We start from the raw sequence: 17,433 nt of genomic DNA, 5'->3' as shown, positions 1-17,433 counted from the left end.
GGCCTTTCAAGGCTGGATTGGAAGCAGCCCGCGCCGTAGCATATGAGGTCAGGAAATCAAGCACCGTGCGGTTGGCATCGCACGCCGTTGCGCGCCGTCAGCTGTTTTCCGGGTAGCCGGCGATGGTCGTGCGCGTCAGCTGCCAGTGGACCTCCGATAGCTCGGAGGCCTTGAAGGCAACCACGATCTGGCGGCTGCGGCGCGGGCCGCCGAGCCCGGCGAAATAGATCGATTCCTCCACCTCGGGCACCACCTCGGTGCAGGTGAACACCCAGGTGTCGCCCTGGTCGGCGGCGAGCACCAGCCGGTCATGCTCGTCCTGCAGCAGGTTGATGTCGGGGTGGACGTGGAAGCGGACGGTGACGAAGTCGCGGCCATTGTTGCGGATCGCGGCTCCCCCGGGGCGCAGGAAGCGGTCCCGGCCCGCCAGCACATTGCCATTGGTCGACAGCTTCAGTTCGCGCTCGTGCAGAAAGCCGAAGCGCTGGGCATAGCCATCGTGACGGGCAAGGAAACCCTGGCTGCCCTTCTGATCGGTGCGCTTGCAGGGCACATGCTGCGGGCCGCCGATCAAGGGCGAGCCGAGCAGGTCGTTGACGCGCAGCGAGTGGCTGAAGCGCGCCGAGGACGTGTCGTTGATGGTGGCGGTCGAATGCGCCGCGGTGGCGCGGGCCAGCGGCCGGAACTCGGCGGCGCCATAGGTGTCGATGCCGGCATTGACGATGTAGTGCTGGCGGCCGGAGGACATTTCGAAGGCGAGGCAGCCGGCATGCGCGGCGTTTGAGACGTCGACCGGCGGCGGCAGGCCGGTATCGGCTATGACGGTGACGCCGCCCATCGACAGCCGTTCATAGCCGGAATGCGGCGCGTGCAGCAGCGGTGCGCCGACGGTGTCGTCGTGGCGCAGGATGGTGGCGATGCGGTCATGAATGGTCGCGCCCATGCCGTTGAAGCGGGCGAGGCTGCCGTCCTGATGGCGAAAGAAGCGCAATGCCGGCAGCATGCGGTCGATGGCGCCCATCAAGGCCGGCGGCGGCGTCTCGGCCTGGTTGGCATAGGTCTGGCGCAGCGGCAAAAGGTCAGCAAGAAGCTCGAGCACCGTCATCGGGTTGCGCGAGATATGGCCGCCGTCGGGAAGGATCTGGCGGTCGAGCTCCTCGGCGAGGTTGCGGGTGGCGCCGCGCAACGCCGATGCCGGCGCCGGCAGCGACAGAGCGGCGAAGGCGAGCGCGATACGGGCGCGCAGCCTGTCCTTGCCTTCGGGCATCGCCCGCGCCATCGAGCGGAGATAGCGGATCTGCACGGCCAGCGATTTGAGGAAGGCGCGGTAAAAGGGGAATTCGGCGCCCTGCAGCACGACGGAGGAATGCTGCAGCCAGGCAATCACCCGCTTTGCGGTGGTGCCGGGCTCCCAGGCGATGCCGGAAATCTGGTTGCCGTGGATGGCGATCCAGTCGGAGACAAGGGCGCGGGCATTGGCGGCGGCAAGCTCGGTGCCGGCCGCGCGCATATGGCGCAGCCAGCGAAAGCCGTGCAACGTCTTTTGCCAGCCGCGATTGGGCACCTCGATCTGGAAGGGGGACTTGCCGCCGGTCTCGACGAGATGCCCGGACAGCGGATAGCGGCCATAGTAGATCTCAAGCGCGATCTGCGGATCGGCGAGTCTCAGGTCCGGCGGCGCGATCAGGACGCGTTCGGGCGTGCGGCCGGAATAGCGCCAGCGGTAGACTGGACCGGCGCGCAAACGCCGGCGCGTCTTGCGCCAGAACTCCTTCGCGACGAGCGTCCATAGACGCGTCGTGTTTCCGGCAACAAGTGCCAAAGCCCCTCCTGATGTCCCTGCCCAAGCACAAGCTTATATGATTCAAGAACTTATGCGAAGGCGCATTTCGCGGAAGTGAGGCCGTGCACGCAATCCGGACACGGCCCTCCCTGAAAAAGTCGGTTCATCTCGCCGATTGACGCGTCGTTTCTCGGCGCTCACTTCCGCCTGTGGCGGCCGCGGAACTCGCTTGGGGAGCAATTTTCGCGATCCCGGAACAGCCGGGAAAAATAAAACGCGTCGTGGAAACCAACCGCGGCTGCGATTGATTCGATGGGTGAATCCGAGGCGGCCAGCATTTGCTTGGCAAGATCGAGCCGGATGCGCAGTTGAAATGCCTTGGGCGACATGCCGGTGAGCCGCGCGGCCTTGCGGCGCAGCGTCGCCGGCGAGACGCCGAATTCCGCGGCGAAGGCGTCGAGGTCGATTTGCCCGACCGCGCGATTGCGCAATTCGTCGATCACATGCTGGAAGTCGGCCGCGCCCTGGCGATCTGGCTCCCGGCCGCTCCAGCCCGCCGCTTGCCGGGCGGCCCGCACGACGATCTGGTGCATGGTCGCGGCGGCTTCCGACCGGCTGAGCACGCTATCCTGCGACAGTTCGGCATGCAGCCTGTCAAACAGGCGCTGCATCTCGCCAAGATCCCGCAAGGGGACCACCGGCGCCGCGTCGATCATCAGCCGCTGCCGCGTGAAATCGCGCGTCAGGGCGCCTTCGAAGAGCGCCCAGCGCTCAAGCCATCCCGATCCGTCCGGCCCATAGGAGTGCGTCCTGCCTGGGAACAGCCAGAACAGGGACGGCGCCTCGATCGCCTGCTTGCCGCCGGCCCTGGTTTCAAGCCAGCCGCGCCCTTCCTCCACAAGCACCAGGGCAAAATGGGGCAGGCTGCGCTTGGTGATTGCCTGCGTGACGCGATGGCGGCCGACCCCGGTCACCGACAGGCCGCCCGCGGCCGCCGGCGGCGATCTGTACAGCGCAAAATGTCGATCGAGCATGAGCGAAAAGTCCAGCTCTGCTGTTCCGTCCATGGCCGCAATGCCACGTTCAAGGCACATACACGGGAGCTGATAACCGTCGAGGATGATTGAAATGTCAAGATCGGCCGACATCGTCCCTCCGGTCGCGCTGACGGCCAATGGCAAGGCGCTGTCGACGGCTCCGAACCGGTTGGGGTATCTGATGCCCACCGATGCTTGCGCCGGGATCGAGGCCATCCGCGAACTCTTCGGCAGGCAAGGTTATGTCTGGCTGAAGGGCTTGCTGCCGCGCGGCGATGTGATCGATTTCCGCGGCTGGGTGCTGTCGCATCTGGCCGAGAGCGGTCTGCTGATGCCCGGGCACGACCCTTCGCTCGGCATCGCGGCCGTCGGCGCGTTCGACCGCCAGCTCGCCGATCGCCGTCTGTACCGCCTATGAGGGGTTTTGCGCGCAGCCGCTGATGGCGCGCCTCATGGATGCGTTCGTGGGTGGGGTGTCCTATCTCCACAAGCGCAAGATCATGCGCTTCACCCAGCCCGGCACGTCCGTCGCCACGCCGGCGCATTACGACCTCGTCTATCTGCGTGGCGGCAGCAGCCGCGTGGTCACCGCCTGGATCCCGATTGGCGACATCCCGGTCGACATGGGCGGGCTCGTCTATCTCGAAGGCTCGCACGTCGTCGGCGCCGCCATGGAGGCGCAGTTCATGAAGGACAATGCCGGGCTCAGCGCCGAGGAGCGCATCAGCGCCTACAATCGCAATATGGGCGAGGGCGGCTGGGTGTCGAAGGACCTGCCCGATATGGCGGAACGGTTCGATACGCGCTGGCTGATGGCGGACTACGAGGCGGGTGATGTCGTTCTTCACTCGCCCTACATGATCCATGCCTCGACGACCAACCAAAGCCTGACCGGGCGGATCCGGCTCTCCACCGATATCCGCTATCAGAACGTCGATGACGAGATCGATGCCCGGTGGGGCAAGCATTGGTCGCTAGACGACATGCTCTAAAGGCGGACCGATATTCAGGTGAGGCCAGCCTGCAAATGGCGGCTTCCTGCCGGTGCTCGCTTACTTCAAGCACGCTCCGCTCCGGTTCTCGGAAGCCACCATTTTCGTCCCCGCCCTGACCTGAATCTCAGCCCGCCTTTGGCGCTAGGCCACTCGCCGCATACGGGCGGCGAAGAAGCCGTCCAAACCGGACAGTCCGGGCGATTCGTGCGGTAGATCGGCTGGTGTGGTGCGCAGCGTGCCGTGCGGCGTCAGGAACGGATCGATGCCGGCGATCTCGCCGGGGTGGATGGGATCGTCGGCGACATCGGCGGTATCGGCGAGGAAAGCGCGGTAAAGCTCCTCGCCTTCGAGCGGGTCGAGCGAACAGTTGGAGAAGACGATGCGCCCGCCGGGCCTGACCAGGCCGACGGCGCGGTCGAGCAGCTTGCGCTGCAGCGCGGCGAGCTTTTCGACATCGGCCATGGTCTTGGTCCACGGCACGTCGGGATGCCGCCTGACCGTGCCGGTCGAGGAGCAGGGCGCGTCGAGAAGAACGGCGTCGAACGGCTCCGCCGGCCGGTAGTCGAGCAGGTCCGTCTGCACGAGCTCAGCGGCCAGGCCGAGGCGTTCGAGATTTTGCGCCAGCCGCGTCAGCCGGTTCTTCGAGGTGTCGACGGCGGTCACGCGCGCGCCGGCAAGGATGAGCTGCGCCGTCTTGCCGCCGGGGGCAGCGCAGAGGTCGGCGACGCGCAGGCCATTGATGTCGCCGAACAGGCGGGCGGGAAGGCCGGCGGCGGCGTCCTGCACCCACCAGGCGCCATCGGCGAAGCCGGGCAGTTCGGGGACGGAGGCACTGAGCCTTTCCACCCGCACCGTGCCGGTCGGCAGGACGATGCCGCCGAGCCGCTCGGCCCAGACCACCGGATCGGACTTGACCGAGAAATCGACCGGCGCCTCGTGGCGATGCGCGGCAAGGATTGCCATCGCTTTGTCCGCGCCGTAGGCGGCCCTCAGCCGGCCGGAAAACCAGGTCGGCGCCTCCTCGATGGCGGCCAGCGCGGGAGCGAGTTCGGCGTCCTTGGCCCGCGCCAGAGTGCGCAGCACGCCGTTGACGAGGCCGGAAAAGCGTAGCGTGCGCGGATCGGACTTGGCATGGGTGACGGCAAGGTCGACGGCGGCGCTGTCGGGAATGTCGAGGAACAGGATCTGCGCCGCCGCCACATGCAATATGTGCGACAGCGCGGTGGCGTTCTGCGGCAGCGGCTTTTCCAGCCGGCGGGAAAGCAGCCCGGCGATCGTCATCCGGTGGCGCAGCGCGGTGACCAGTATGGCGCGCACCAGCGCGCGGTCGCGCATGTCGAGCGCCCGATATTGCGGGTGGCCGTTCTCGTGGTCGGTCAGCCCGTCGAGCGGCGTGCGCGCGTCGATGACAGCGGCAAGCAAGCGCGCCGCCGCCTTGCGCGCGGCGAGGCCCGCGACTGCCTCGGTCCTGTCGTCACGATCGCCTGGGGTGCGCTGCCGGCGTTTGGCGCCGCTCACGACCACGGACCCTTGGGCCCGGTCGGGTTGCGGCCCCAAGGATTGGGCCTAGGCCTGGCGGGTTGCGCCGGCTGCTCCGGCCGCGCGGCCTGGTCCCATGGACCTGGCGTCCGCTCGTCATCCGCCGGATCGGATGTCGGCGCCTGCCGTGGCGCCTGCGCTGGGCGGCCGCCCATCTCGCGCGCCATCTCCTGCAGGGCGGCGATGCGGTTGTCGGTGTTGGGATGGGTGGAGAACAGACTGTCCATGCGCTCGCCGTGCAGGGGATTGATGATGAAGAGGTGCGCCGTCGCCGGATTGCGCTCGGCATCCGGGTTGCGGATGCGTTCGGCGCCGCGGGCGATCTTGTCAAGGGCAGATGCCAGCCAGAGCGGATTTCCGCAGATTTCGGCACCGCGCCGGTCGGCCTCGTATTCGCGGGTGCGGCTCACCGCCATCTGCACGATCATGGCGGCGAAGGGCGCAACCAGCATCGCCACCAGCACGCCGACGAAGCCGAACGGGTTGTTGTTGTCGCGGTTGCCGCCGAAGAAGAAAGCGAAGTTGCCGAGCATCGAGATGGCGCCGGCCAGCGTCGCGACGATGGTCATGGTCAACGTGTCGCGGTGCTGGACATGGGCGAGCTCGTGCGCCATCACCGCCGCCACTTCCTCATGCGAGAGCTGTTCCAGAAGCCCGGTGGAGGCGGCCACCGCGGCATTCTCGGGATTGCGGCCGGTGGCGAAGGCGTTCGGCTGCGGATTGTCGATCAGATAGGTCTTCGGCATCGGCAGGCCGGCCTGCTTGGCCAACGCCTCGACGATGGCGTAGAACTCGGGCGCGTTCTTCGCATCGACCTCGACGGCGCGATTCATCGACAGCACCATCTTGTCGGCGTTCCAGTAGCTGAACAGATTCATGCCGGCGGCGATCAGCAGCGCGATCACCATGCCGCCGGAGCCGCCGATCAGGAAGCCGACGCCCATGAACAGCGCCGTCATCGCGGCAAGAAGCATGGCGGTGCGAAGGGTGTTCATCGTCTAGATCCGTCCGTGATGGCGAAAGGGGTCGATCCTTGCGAGTTCATGGCTATATGATGGGAGACACCTGCCCCTGTTTCAATGCGCCGGGACTATCGCATGACCGACCAGACCAGCAAAGTCGATGCCGCGGCGGCGAGCGACGCGCCACAAAAGACCCTGACGCCGGCGGCCAGCCGCGCGCTGGCGGAGGCTGAGGCGAGGCGCCGGAAATATCGCGAAAAGGAAGCCGCGATGCCCAAGGAAATCGGCGGCCGCGGCGGCAAGGAACCCGGCCGCTACGGCGACTGGGAGGTGAAGGGTCTCACCAGCGATTTCTGAGAGAATATCCAGGTGAGGCCGGCCTGACCTGAATCTCACGCATCCTAGGCTGCATCGCGCTGTGGTTCGAGGACGATCCAGCCGTCGTCGGTCGCGACGCCGAGCGCGTCATAGGAGGCGATGCTGACGTGCGGCGTCGCGAGCGGGTGCGTGTGCGTGGCGCTGATCACCATCACCGTGGCACCCGCCGCTTCCGCCGCCGCGATGCCGGCCGGCGCGTCTTCGAAGATCAGGCAGTCGCGCGCATCGACGCCGAGCTTTTCGGCCGCCAGCCGGAAGCAATCGGGCGCCGGCTTGCCGCGTGTCACATCCTCCGCCGCGACGATCACGGCGGGAACCGGAATGCCGGCCGCCTCCATGCGCAGCAGCGCCAGTTCGCGCGGCGCCGAGGTGGCGATCGCCCAGCGCTCCGGCGGCAGCGAGCTCAGAAACGCCACCGCGCCGGCGATCGGCACGATGCCTTCGAGATCGGCCGCTTCGGCTTTCAGCAACGTGTCGGCCTCGAGCACCGGATCGATGCCCGGAAGCATCAGTCCGGCGATGGTCTCGACGGCCCGCTTGCCGTGGATCGTCGGCAGGAAGGCCGCCACGTCGAGGCCCTGGTGCTGAGCCCAGTCAGTCCACACCCTTTCGGCCGCGGCAATGGAATTGATCACCGTGCCGTCCATATCGAACAGGAAGGCCGCGAATTTTCTGCCTGCAAACATCTAAAATCCTGGAGGTCGTTTTCGGGAGGGACTAAGCTGCGATCGACCGTAGCCTCATGGCCGGCCCGTGGAAAGGCGCAAGGCTGCCTTTTGACACGCCGGAGCGGTGCGAACCGCTCCAATATCTGTTTTGCGCAATTCCGTACGGAAGACCACTACGCACTGTTCCTGAAAGCGTTCCAAGCGGAACCATGGCAGGCCTGCCGCGTTTGAAAAGACTGTCTTCCAGAATGACCGCAGGGGGTAATCGTGATGCTGATACGGCTCGGCTACGAAATCGCCATTGAATGCACCGGAGCCACGCCGATCATCTCACTGCTCGACATCCACAGCGAGCGCCAGCCCGACATCAAGCGGCAGACGCGCGTGCTGACATCTCCTTCGGTGCCGACCAGGGTCTACCACGACCGCCACGGCAACAGCTGCCGTCGCTTCACCGCGCCCGCCGGGGGCTTTCGCATCCTCTACGACGCGGTCGTCGAGGACAGCGGCGAGCCGGACGAGGTCAACACGCTGGCCGGGGAAACGCCGGTGGCGGAACTGCCCGACGACGCGCTGGTCTATCTGCTCGGCAGCCGCTACTGCGAGACCGATCATCTCAGCGATCTCGCCTGGCAGCTGTTCGGGAACCTGCCGCCGGGCTGGGCACGGGCGCAGGCGATCGTCGATTATGTCCACAGCCGGCTGTCGTTCGGCTACGGCTATGCGCGCGCCACCCGCACGGCGGCGCAGGCGCATGAGGAGCGTGTCGGCGTCTGCCGCGACTTCGCGCATCTGGCGATCACGCTCTGCCGCGCCATGAACATCCCGGCCCGCTATGTGAACGGCTATCTCGGCGACATCGGCGTGCCTGTCGACCCGGCGCCGATGGATTTCTCGGCCTGGATCGAAGTCTTCCTCGACGGCAAATGGTACGCGTTCGATCCCCGCCACAACATTCCGAGGATCGGTCGCATCGTCATCGCGCGCGGCCGCGACGCCACCGACGTGCCGCTGCTGCACAGTTTCGGCCCGCACCGGCTCACCCTGTTCAAGGTCTGGACCTATGAGCAGGAACGCAATCTGTTCAGTCCGCCCCATCACGGTCTCGACAGGACGGCCAGCGCGCGCATGCTGGCGTAGAGCAATTCCAGGAAAAGGGTGACACGGTTTCCGTCAGGAATTGCGTCAAAACAAGAGGCAGGTGGTCAGCGTTTTCATGAAACGATGAACAACCCTGGTCGCCCGCCGCGACTGCCTGATCGCCCAAACGCCATGATCCGCTTCGGCACAGCGCGCCTGTGCCGGACTGGGACCGCGTTCCGCGGCTCGGCGGCGCCAAGGCCGATCATGGTAAGCGCTTCCTAAACGACGGCGCGCCTGCGGTTTTTTGTTTACCGGCCGTTCACCTTGTGCCGCTTAGAACACAAGCAAAAACAAGAGCTTGACCAGAGGACGCCGGATTCCATCCGGCGTGACGGCCCAACCGGCCGGAATCCTGCACCGCATCCGTCAGACGGCTTCGAGGCCGATAGCGAATGGAGGCGGAAGATGCGGCGTTTTGTAGGTCTTGTTCAGGGCGGCTTTGCCAGGGATCGCGGCGGAAACTTCGCCATCCTGTTCGGCTTTGCCGCGTCGGTGCTGGCGCTCGGCGTCGGCTTCGGCGTCAACATCACCCAGCTCTATAATGCCCAATCGAGCCTGCAGGGCGTGGTCGACGCAGCGGTCACCTCGACGGCGCGGGATCTGACCACCGGCGTCATCAAGGAAGCCGATGCGAACAAGTCGGTGCAGGCGTTTCTCGACGCAAACAGCGCGGCCGGCATCCTGGAGGCCGATCAGATCGTTCTCGACAGGCTGACGGTCGACAAGACCGCAAAGACCGTCCGGGCGGACGCGCATGTCGATGTCGCCTTCTACTTCCCGCTGTTCAGCATGGGCGACACCAAGCGCGTCGCGGCCTCCACCACGGCGCTCTATTCCGACAAGACGATCGAGGTGGCGATGATGCTCGACGTCACCGGTTCGATGGCTCCCGACAAGCGCGCCAAGACCAACAAGATCGGCGACCTGCAGGCCGCCGCTTCGAACGCCGTCAGCGATCTGCTCGGCCAGAACCGCGACCCCAGCAACCCGCGTGTGCGCGTATCAATCGTCCCCTATGCCGAGGCCGTCAACACAGGCGGCCTGGCCGGCACCGTGTTCGTCGAGACGACGAATGGCCCGAAGGTTCCGCCGCCGATCGATGCGCCTGTCTCGGCTTCGGCGACGTCGGCGCCGGACAAATGCGCGACCGAGCGCAAGGACAAGGACGGCTATGCAGACTATTCCTCCGACGGACCCTACACGCTGCGTCTCGACAACAAGGGCAAGACTTACCAGGCCAAGGTCAACCGCGACTACCGCATGAAAGTATGCCCTTCGGCGGCCCTCGTTCCGTTGACGGCCGATGAAGCAAAGCTGCTCACCGCCATCGATCATTTCAGCGCCGCGGGCGTCACGTCCGGCGGGATCGCCGCGCAGTGGGGCTACTACATGCTCTCCCCGGCGTGGCGCTCCGCCATCGCCGATGCCGGCCTCGGCGCCGGTCCCGCCAATTTCGACAGCAGGAAGGTGGCCAAGATCGCCATCCTGATGACGGACGGCCAGTTCAACACCGCCTTCGCCGGAGCACGCGGCGCGCCGAAATCACAGGACGCCGGCCAGATGTCGCGCGGCAACGCCGAAAGCATCTGCTCCAACATGAAGCGCGACGGCATCGAGATCTTCACCATCGGCTTCGATCTCAACGATCCGTCGATGACAACGACGGAGCGCAACCAGGCAAAGACCTTGCTCAAGGATTGCGCCACGGCGGATACGTCGTCGCTCAAGCACTATTATGAGGCGGCGAACGGTCCGGAACTGGCCGAAGCCTTCGGCAAGATCACCAAGAATATCGAGAAGCTCACGATCAATCGCTGAGGCGTTCCCCGGCGAGCCTGCGCAACTCCCACAAACGGAAAAGGCCGCCGCTTCTTGACGAAGCCGGCGGCCTTCCGTGTTTCCGTCCATGGCGCGGTCTCTGGCGGTGATGCCATCGCATCACCTGCCGCGCTTCTCGCGCCTTAACGGGAAGACTGCTTCCCGAAAGTGCAATCCGCTGAGGCCACGTTCTGGAAAACGAAATCACTCGACATCGGATCACCTCCTTTCGATCTGTTGAACACACCTTCATGATGGGGTGCGTTGCAGCAAAAGACAAGGGGCAGACGAAAACGGTGCGCGGCGCCTTGGTCAGACGAAGCGCATCGGCGCGCCGATCTCGACCCGCGCCGGCCGGTCGACAGTGCAGTAGACGCCGAGATTGTGGGCGTTGTGGCGCACCAGATTGCGCAGGATGCCGGGATCGCTGTCGAAACCGTCCTGGGCGATGATTGTGAAGCCGCAGCGCCGGCACGGCTCCGAGACCGTCAGCAGCAGGTCGCCGACGGCCAGCTTGCGGCCGATCCATTCGGTTTCGGGAAACGAGCCCTCGACCGGTTCCATGTCGACGACGATGTTCGGGCGGAAGCGGCGTGGGTCGGCCGCCCCTTCCGGATGCAGCGCCTTCAGCCGCGCCAGCGAGGCGGTGGTCAGCAGATGGATCGGCGCCTTGGCATAGCGCGCCTCGGTCAGCGGGCCGGCATAGGAGGGCGCGGCGTTATCCTGGTCGAACGGCCGGATCGAGGCTTCGAAGCCGAGGAAGGCGGACACGGCGCGATCGCTTTCGGCCCCGGGCGCCGCCAGCCAGCCGCCGCCGGGGACGGCGACTTCCAGCTCGCGGGCCTTCGACAGCCGGGTGCGGATCAACGGCACCTTGTGCCATTTCGCCTCCCGGTCCGGCCGTGCGATCTCACCATTTGTCGCATCGACGAGGCCGAACAGGCGGTCGCCGGCGACGGTGCGGCTCCCGACCTCGATCGCGTCCTGGCGCTCACCGGCGAGCGAGCTTGCCGGATAGCGCCAGAGCTGGCTGACCGTGCCCAGGGCCGCGGCGTCGGCCATCAGCTCTTCTTGTTTTGCCGGTTGGCCACGAGGTCGTCGACGACGGCCGGATCGGCCAGCGTCGAGGTGTCGCCAAGCGCGCCGAAATCGTCCTCGGCGATCTTGCGCAGGATGCGGCGCATGATCTTGCCCGAGCGGGTCTTCGGCAGGCCCGGCGCGAACTGGAGCTTGTCGGGCGTGGCGATGGCGCCGATCTCCTTGCGGACATGGTCGACCAATTCCTTGCGCAGGCCGTCGCTCGGCGTCTCGCCGGCCATCAGCGTGACATAGCAGTAGATGCCCTGGCCCTTGATGTCGTGCGGATAGCCGACGACCGCGGCCTCGGAGACCTTGTCGTGGCTGACCAGCGCCGATTCGACCTCGGCGGTGCCCATGCGGTGGCCGGAGACGTTGAGCACGTCGTCGACGCGACCGGTGATCCAGTAATAGCCGTCGGCGTCGCGGCGGCAGCCGTCGCCGGTGAAGTACTTGCCCTTGTAGGTCGAGAAATAGGTCTGCACGAAACGGTCGTGGTCGCCATAGACGGTGCGCATCTGGCCGGGCCAGGAATCGGTGATACAGAGATTGCCGTCGGCGGCGCCCTCGAGCACCTTGCCGTCGCCGTCGACCAGTTGCGGCTGGACGCCGAAGAAGGGCCGCGTCGCCGAGCCGGCCTTGAGGTTGGTCGCGCCGGGCAGCGGCGTGATCAGGATGCCGCCGGTCTCGGTCTGCCACCAGGTGTCGACGATCGGCACCTTGCCGTTGCCGACGACGTTGAAATACCACTCCCAGGCTTCCGGATTGATCGGCTCGCCGACCGAGCCCAGCACGCGCAGCGACTTGCGCGAGGTCTTCGTCACATGGCTGTCGCCGGCGCCCATCAGCGCGCGCAGCGCCGTCGGCGCGGTGTAGAAGATGTTGACCTTGTGCTTGTCGATGACTTCCCAGAAGCGCGACTGCGAGGGGTAGTTCGGCACGCCCTCGAACATCAGCGTGGTGGCGCCGTTGGCGAGAGGGCCGTAGACGATGTAGCTGTGGCCGGTGACCCAGCCGACATCGGCGGTGCACCAGTAGATGTCGCCGTCGTGGTAGTCGAAGACATATTGGTGCGTCATCGAGGCGTAGACGAGATAGCCGGCGGTGGTGTGCAACACGCCCTTCGGCTTACCGGTCGAGCCGGAGGTGTAGAGGATGAACAGCGGATCCTCGGCCTTCATCCTCTCCGGCTTGCAGTCGGCCTTAACGGTGGCGGCTTCCTCGTGGTACCAGACGTCGCGCCCCGGCGCCCAGCCGACCTTGCCGCCGGTGCGGCGCACCACCACCACTTTGTCGACCGCGGTGCCGGCCCTGGCGGCGATCTCGATCGCCTTGTCGGTGTTTTCCTTCAACGGCACATGCTTGCCGCCGCGCAGGCCCTCGTCAGCGGTGATGACGATGGTCGACTTGCAGTCGTCGATGCGGCCGGCCAGCGCGTCCGGCGAGAAGCCGCCGAAGACGACCGAATGGATGGCGCCGATCCGCGTGCAGGCCAGCATCGCATAGGCTGCTTCCGGGATCATCGGCATGTAGATGGTGACGCGGTCGCCCTTCTTGACGCCGTGCTTCTTCAGCACATTGGCGAAGCGGCAGACATGCGCGTAGAGCTCGTTGTAGGTGACCTTCCTGTCGTCATAGGGATTGTCGCCTTCCCAGATGATGGCGGTCTGGTCGCCGCGCTTCTTCAGGTGGCGGTCGATGCAGTTCCAGGACACGTTGGTCTCGCCGTCCTCGAACCATTTGATCGAGACCTTGCCGTCGAACGAGGTGTTCTTGACCTTGCTGAAAGGCTTGAACCAGTCGATGCGCTTGCCGTGCTTGCCCCAGAACTTGTCCGGGCTCTTGATGCTGTCGGCGTACCATTTGAGATAGGTATCGTTGTCGATCAGCGCGTTCTTCTTCCACGCCGGCTGCACCCGATGGACGTGAACCTCGGACATTCTTCGCTTTCCTCCCGGACTGTTCCGCTGGCTTGAAGCGCCGGCGGCGACGCGGCGACGCGGCCGCGAATTCGGGCGCATTATTAACAGTTCCGCGCCGACGGCAATATTAGACGTTGGATTCGCGCGGCGGGATGACGCAGGGGCATCGCAACACCCTGTCAGCACTCTCCGCCCATCGCTGCTAACTGCATGTTTTGGCGAAGGAAAAGGCCGATACGATCAGAAAAAATCAATAGACAGTTAAGCAACTGAGCGCAGAATCCGACATTGGGAGGAAAGGAGATCGTCGCAGGGGGCTGCAATGTATGATCATTCCGAAATCGATCTGATGCTCAAGGGGTATGGGCTGACCACGGCCAAGATTCTCTATCATTTCCCGGACCATCCGCATCTCTTGCAGAGCTACATCTGGCAGGACTACGACATCGCGCCGAAGTTTCCGGTGCTGATCCGCTTCATCGAGTTCTGGAAGGCCAAGCTCGACGGGCCGCTGCATTCGGTGACCTACACGCACCAGACGCTGATCGCGCCGAACGAGTGGCGCAAGGTGGATGGAGAGTTCGTGCTGCATTGAGGCTAATCTCCCCCCTTGAGGGGGAGATGGCCGCAAAGCGGCCAGAGGCGGTCGTCTCACATAGAGCGCGACGCCCTTGCGGAACCGTGAAGATCAAGTCGGCGCTTCACGCGCGGCGACCCCTCTGTCGCCTTTGGCGACATCTCCCCCTTGAGGGGGGAGATTAGGCGGCGCCAGCCCTCACATCGTCGGCGGATTGAGCCGGGCGAAACCTTCCTGGCGGCGATAAGGGAAATACGGGTAGGGCGCGGTGACTTCGCTTGCCGTGTCGAGCTTCTTCATCTGCTCCGGCGTCAACGCCCAGCCGACGGCGCCGAGGTTCTGGCGCAACTGCTCTTCGTTGCGGGCGCCGATGATGACGGAGGAGACGGTCGGCCGTTGCAGGAGCCAGTTGATGGCGATCTGCGGCACGGTCTTGCCGGTTTCCTCTGCCACGGCGTCGAGCGCCTCGACGACCTTGAACAGGTGCTGGTCCTCGACCGGCGGGCCGAAGCTTGCCGTGTCGTGCAGCCGGCTCATTTCCGGCAACGGCTGCCCGCGGCGGATCTTGCCGGTCAGCCGGCCCCAGCCGAGCGGGCTCCACACCAGCGCGCCGACGCCCTGGTCGAGGCCGAGCGGCATCAACTCCCATTCATAGTCGCGGCCGAGAAGCGAATAGTAGACCTGATGCGCGGCGTAGCGCGGATAGCCGTGCTGCTTCGCCAGACCGAGCGACTTCATCACCTGCCAACCGGAAAAATTGGAGACGCCGACATAGCGCAGCTTGCCGGCGCGCACGAGGTCGTCCAGCGTCGACAGCACCTCCTCGATCGGCGTGCCGGCATCGAAGGCGTGCAATTGCAAGAGGTCGATATAGTCGGTGCCGAGACGCCTGAGCGCGTCCTCCACCGCCTTGATCAGACGCGAGCGCGAGGAGCCGTAGTCGGCTGGCCCGTCGCCCATCGGCAGCGATGTCTTGGTCGAGATCAGCACGGCGTCGCGGCGGCCCTTGATCGCCGCGCCCAGCACCTCCTCCGAAGCGCCGTTCGAATAGACATCGGCGGTGTCGAAGAGGTTGACGCCGGCCTCGAGGCAGATGTCGAGCAGCCGGCGCGCCTCTTGCGCATCGCTGTTGCCCCAGGCGCCGAACAGCGGGCCGGAGCCGCCAAAGGTGCCGGCCCCGAACGAGAGCGCCGGAACCTTCAGGCCCGAGGCGCCAAGACGTCGATAGTCCATTTTTTGCTCCTGTGGTGTCGAAGGGGTTTGTCGGGTTGTTACGAGCGGGCGGATGCCGGCTCGCCTAATATCGTGGTGCGATCGAGGCGCAGCGCCAGTGCCGTGACGCCGAGTGCCGAAAGCGGCAGCAGGGCGGCAACCCAGGTCACTGCGCCGAGGCCCGGACCATGGGAGATGACCGCGCCGCCCAGCCAGGCGCCGGCCGCATTGCCGAGGTTGAAGGCGGCGATGTTGAAGGAGGAGGCGAGGCTCTGCCCGGCGCCTTCGGCCTTTTCCAGCACCCACATCTGCAGCGGCGCCACGGTGGCGAAGGCAGCGGCGCCGAGCAGGCCGACAAAGATGACCGCAAGCACCTGGCTCTGCAGGGCGAAGGTCATCAGGCCAAGTACCAGCGCCAGCACGATCAAGCTGCCGAGCACGGACGGCACCAGCCAGCGGTCGGCGGCCTTGCCGCCGACCAGGTTGCCGGCGATGAGGCCGCCGCCGAAGACCAGCAGGATCGGCGACACCGCCGCTTCCGGAAAGCCGCTGATTTCGGTCAGCATCGGAGCGATGTAGGTGAAGACGGCAAAGACGCCGGCATAGCCAAGCACGGTGGTGGCGAAGCCGAGCAGGACGGGTGCGCGGCCGAGCACCGCGAGATCGGCGCGCAGATTGCTCTTCTGGGGCTCTGGCTGGTCGCGCGGCACCAGGGCCAAGATGACCGCGAAGGCCGCGATGCCAACCAGCGTCACCGCCCAGAAGGTGGCGCGCCAGCCGAAGGCCTGGCCGAGCCAGGTGCCGAAGGGAACGCCGAGGATATTGGCGACGGTCAGCCCGGTGAACATCAGCGCGATCGCCGAGGCTTTCCTGTTGGGCGCGACCAGCCCCGTCGCCACGACCGAGCCGACGCCGAAGAAGGTGCCGTGGGCAAAGGCGGTGAGCACGCGGGCGCCCATGAGCGTCCAGTAATCGGGAGCGAGCGCGCAGGCCAGATTGCCAAGGGTGAAGATCGCCATCAGCGCCAGGAGCACGGTCTTGCGCGGCCAGCGGCCGGTGGCGATGGTGAGCAGCGGCGCGCCGATAACGACGCCCAGCGCATAGCCGGAGATCAGCTGGCCAGCGGCCGAGATCGAGACTCCAAGGTCGCCGCTGACCTCGAGCAGCAGGCCCATGATGACGAACTCGGTGACGCCGATGCCAAAGGCGCCGGCGGCAAGGGCATAGAGAGCAAGAGGCATGGCGATCGTCCCGTTGGTGGTGCCGGGACGCACTTCCCCGCGTCCCGGCTCGGAAGATCGTGTTGCTGCCGTCTGTGAACCAGACTTGCCCGAGGCACATCGGTTGTGAAATAGATTCTTAGATGGCGAGATCAGAGATAAACCGCTCCGGCGAGATCGAGGTGTTTGTCCGCGTCGTCGAGGCTGGCAGCTTTTCGGCGGCGGCGCGCGCGCTGCGCATGACGCCGTCGGCGGTGAGCAAGCTGATCGCGCGGCTGGAGGCGCGGCTCGGCGCCCGCCTGGTCAGTCGTTCGACGCGCAGGCTGCAGCTCACGCCGGAAGGGGCCGCCTTCCACGACAGCGGCGTGCGCATCCTGGCCGACATGGCGGCGGCCGAGCGCGAGGCAGCAGCGGGTGCCGCGCCGCGCGGCCTGCTCAGGATCAACTCCTATGTGCCGTTCGGCCAGCACCGGCTGATCCCGCTTTTGCCGAGCTTCCTGGAGCGCTATCCCGAAATCTCGGTCGACATCGTCCTGACCGACCATGTCATCGACCTGATGGAGGAGCGCGCCGATGTCGCCATCCGCGCCGGGCCGCTCGGCGAATCACGGCTGGTGGCACGCAAGCTCGGGCAGAGCGGCGTGGTGGTGGTCGCGGCACCTTCCTACCTCGATGCGCGCGGCACGCCGCGCACGCCGGCCGATCTCGATCGCCACAACCGCATGGGCTTCCGCTTCGCGCGCCATATCGACGGCTGGCCGTTTGCCGACAGGGCCGGCCGTGCCACCGTGGTCCCAATCACGGGCAATGCCCAGGTCAGCGACGGCGAGGCGATGCGGCTGATGGCTCTTGCCGGCGCGGGCATCGCTCGGCTGGCGCGCTGGCATGTCGAGCCCGACATCGCCGCCGGCCAGCTGGTGCCGTTGCTCGAGGATTTCAATCCCGGCGACGAGGAAATGACCCACGCCGTCTATGTCGGCCAGGGCAAGCACCTGCCGGCCAGGGTGCGTGCCTTTCTCGATTTTCTGGTCGAAACGGTGCGGCTCTGAACGAGGAAGCCGCGCGCCCGAGGGACGCGCGGCTGCTCAGACGAAGCGGACGA

At 66.0% G+C, this 17,433-nt stretch carries 14 protein-coding genes and 1 pseudogene; 6 read left to right on the top strand and 9 right to left on the bottom strand.

Going from position 1 to position 17,433, the window contains the following annotated elements; translation table 11 throughout:
- Positions 1 to 97: 97 nt before the first annotated feature.
- Both EN846_RS15465 and EN846_RS15460 read right to left on the bottom strand, forming a co-directional pair.
- Positions 98 to 1,822: a heparinase II/III family protein gene (locus EN846_RS15465; protein WP_127392992.1), complete on the bottom strand. Its 1,725-nt coding sequence runs from the start codon at positions 1,820 to 1,822 to the stop codon at positions 98 to 100.
- 158 nt (positions 1,823 to 1,980) lie between these two features.
- On the bottom strand, positions 1,981 to 2,817 hold the full coding sequence (locus EN846_RS15460) for a helix-turn-helix domain-containing protein (RefSeq protein ID WP_127392993.1): 837 nt from the start codon (positions 2,815 to 2,817) through the stop codon (positions 1,981 to 1,983).
- 94 nt (positions 2,818 to 2,911) lie between these two features.
- On the opposite strand from EN846_RS15460, the pseudogene EN846_RS15455 reads away from it, so the two are divergent.
- Positions 2,912 to 3,812 (top strand): annotated as a pseudogene (locus tag EN846_RS15455) (phytanoyl-CoA dioxygenase family protein).
- Between the two features lie 144 nt (positions 3,813 to 3,956).
- On the opposite strand, the gene EN846_RS15445 reads toward EN846_RS15455, so the two are convergent.
- Together EN846_RS15445 and htpX are read right to left on the bottom strand one after the other, a co-directional pair.
- Positions 3,957 to 5,333, bottom strand: a complete 1,377-nt coding sequence (locus tag EN846_RS15445) for an RsmB/NOP family class I SAM-dependent RNA methyltransferase (protein WP_245493236.1) — start codon at positions 5,331 to 5,333, stop codon at positions 3,957 to 3,959.
- Positions 5,330 to 6,349 (bottom strand): zinc metalloprotease HtpX, encoded by a 1,020-nt coding sequence (gene htpX / locus EN846_RS15440; protein ID WP_127286786.1) that lies wholly within the window; start codon positions 6,347 to 6,349, stop codon positions 5,330 to 5,332. Before htpX ends, EN846_RS15445 begins: the two co-directional genes overlap by 4 nt.
- Before the next feature lie 102 nt (positions 6,350 to 6,451).
- Between htpX and EN846_RS15435 the strand changes: the two genes are divergently transcribed.
- On the top strand, positions 6,452 to 6,673 hold the full coding sequence (locus tag EN846_RS15435; RefSeq protein WP_127286787.1) for a DUF1674 domain-containing protein: 222 nt from the start codon (positions 6,452 to 6,454) through the stop codon (positions 6,671 to 6,673).
- A gap of 44 nt (positions 6,674 to 6,717) precedes the next feature.
- On the opposite strand, the gene EN846_RS15430 is transcribed toward EN846_RS15435, so the two are convergent.
- Complete coding sequence (locus EN846_RS15430; RefSeq protein WP_127392989.1) at positions 6,718 to 7,380, bottom strand: HAD-IA family hydrolase; 663 nt, start codon at positions 7,378 to 7,380, stop codon at positions 6,718 to 6,720.
- Positions 7,381 to 7,632: 252 nt separating this feature from the next.
- Here EN846_RS15430 and EN846_RS15425 point away from each other — a divergent pair, with 252 nt between their 5' ends.
- A complete protein-coding gene (locus EN846_RS15425; protein ID WP_127310069.1) occupies positions 7,633 to 8,502 on the top strand; it encodes a transglutaminase family protein in 870 nt (289 codons plus the stop codon).
- A 408-nt stretch (positions 8,503 to 8,910) separates the two neighbouring features.
- Complete coding sequence (locus EN846_RS15420) at positions 8,911 to 10,323, top strand: pilus assembly protein (protein ID WP_127391482.1); 1,413 nt, start codon at positions 8,911 to 8,913, stop codon at positions 10,321 to 10,323.
- 312 nt (positions 10,324 to 10,635) lie between these two features.
- Here the strand turns inward: EN846_RS15420 and EN846_RS15415 are convergent, their stop codons facing one another.
- Both EN846_RS15415 and acs read right to left on the bottom strand, forming a co-directional pair.
- Positions 10,636 to 11,385 (bottom strand): MOSC domain-containing protein, encoded by a 750-nt coding sequence (locus tag EN846_RS15415; protein ID WP_127391483.1) that lies wholly within the window; start codon positions 11,383 to 11,385, stop codon positions 10,636 to 10,638.
- Entirely contained in the window at positions 11,385 to 13,340 is a 1,956-nt protein-coding gene (gene acs, locus EN846_RS15410) for an acetate--CoA ligase (RefSeq protein ID WP_127391484.1), read from the bottom strand. Before acs ends, EN846_RS15415 begins: the two co-directional genes overlap by 1 nt.
- 304 nt (positions 13,341 to 13,644) lie before the next feature.
- Between acs and EN846_RS15405 the strand changes: the two genes are divergently transcribed.
- Positions 13,645 to 13,917, top strand: coding sequence for an aspartate-semialdehyde dehydrogenase (locus EN846_RS15405; RefSeq protein ID WP_127283041.1), 273 nt, complete (start codon positions 13,645 to 13,647; stop codon positions 13,915 to 13,917).
- Positions 13,918 to 14,097: 180 nt separating this feature from the next.
- On the opposite strand, the gene EN846_RS15400 is transcribed toward EN846_RS15405, so the two are convergent.
- Both EN846_RS15400 and EN846_RS15395 read right to left on the bottom strand, forming a co-directional pair.
- Positions 14,098 to 15,132, bottom strand: a complete 1,035-nt coding sequence (locus EN846_RS15400; protein ID WP_127391485.1) for an aldo/keto reductase — start codon at positions 15,130 to 15,132, stop codon at positions 14,098 to 14,100.
- A 38-nt stretch (positions 15,133 to 15,170) separates the two neighbouring features.
- Positions 15,171 to 16,352 carry an MFS transporter gene (locus EN846_RS15395; protein ID WP_127391492.1) on the bottom strand — a complete coding sequence of 394 codons (1,182 nt, stop codon included), beginning with the start codon at positions 16,350 to 16,352 and terminating at the stop codon, positions 15,171 to 15,173.
- Between the two features lie 122 nt (positions 16,353 to 16,474).
- Between EN846_RS15395 and EN846_RS15390 the strand changes: the two genes are divergently transcribed.
- Positions 16,475 to 17,380, top strand: a complete 906-nt coding sequence (locus EN846_RS15390) for a LysR family transcriptional regulator (RefSeq protein ID WP_127391486.1) — start codon at positions 16,475 to 16,477, stop codon at positions 17,378 to 17,380.
- Positions 17,381 to 17,433: the final 53 nt, after the last annotated feature.

It is taken from the genome of Mesorhizobium sp. M4B.F.Ca.ET.203.01.1.1, from assembly GCF_004791025.1.
In the GTDB taxonomy this organism is placed as follows: Bacteria; Pseudomonadota; Alphaproteobacteria; order Rhizobiales; family Rhizobiaceae; genus Mesorhizobium; species Mesorhizobium abyssinicae.
The sequence above is the reverse complement of the archived record's forward strand: the minus strand, read 5'-3'. Positions and strand labels throughout refer to the sequence as shown.

Coding starts and splice junctions, on each gene's coding strand:
- EN846_RS15460 (WP_127392993.1), bottom strand. CDS start 2,817: ATGCTCGATCGACATTTTGCGCTGTACAGATCGCCGCCGGCGGCCGCG.
- htpX (WP_127286786.1), bottom strand. CDS start 6,349: ATGAACACCCTTCGCACCGCCATGCTTCTTGCCGCGATGACGGCGCTG.
- EN846_RS15435 (WP_127286787.1), top strand. CDS start 6,452: ATGACCGACCAGACCAGCAAAGTCGATGCCGCGGCGGCGAGCGACGCG.
- EN846_RS15430 (WP_127392989.1), bottom strand. CDS start 7,380: ATGTTTGCAGGCAGAAAATTCGCGGCCTTCCTGTTCGATATGGACGGC.
- EN846_RS15425 (WP_127310069.1), top strand. CDS start 7,633: ATGCTGATACGGCTCGGCTACGAAATCGCCATTGAATGCACCGGAGCC.
- EN846_RS15420 (WP_127391482.1), top strand. CDS start 8,911: ATGCGGCGTTTTGTAGGTCTTGTTCAGGGCGGCTTTGCCAGGGATCGC.
- EN846_RS15415 (WP_127391483.1), bottom strand. CDS start 11,385: ATGGCCGACGCCGCGGCCCTGGGCACGGTCAGCCAGCTCTGGCGCTAT.
- acs (WP_127391484.1), bottom strand. CDS start 13,340: ATGTCCGAGGTTCACGTCCATCGGGTGCAGCCGGCGTGGAAGAAGAAC.
- EN846_RS15405 (WP_127283041.1), top strand. CDS start 13,645: ATGTATGATCATTCCGAAATCGATCTGATGCTCAAGGGGTATGGGCTG.
- EN846_RS15400 (WP_127391485.1), bottom strand. CDS start 15,132: ATGGACTATCGACGTCTTGGCGCCTCGGGCCTGAAGGTTCCGGCGCTC.
- EN846_RS15395 (WP_127391492.1), bottom strand. CDS start 16,352: ATGCCTCTTGCTCTCTATGCCCTTGCCGCCGGCGCCTTTGGCATCGGC.
- EN846_RS15390 (WP_127391486.1), top strand. CDS start 16,475: ATGGCGAGATCAGAGATAAACCGCTCCGGCGAGATCGAGGTGTTTGTC.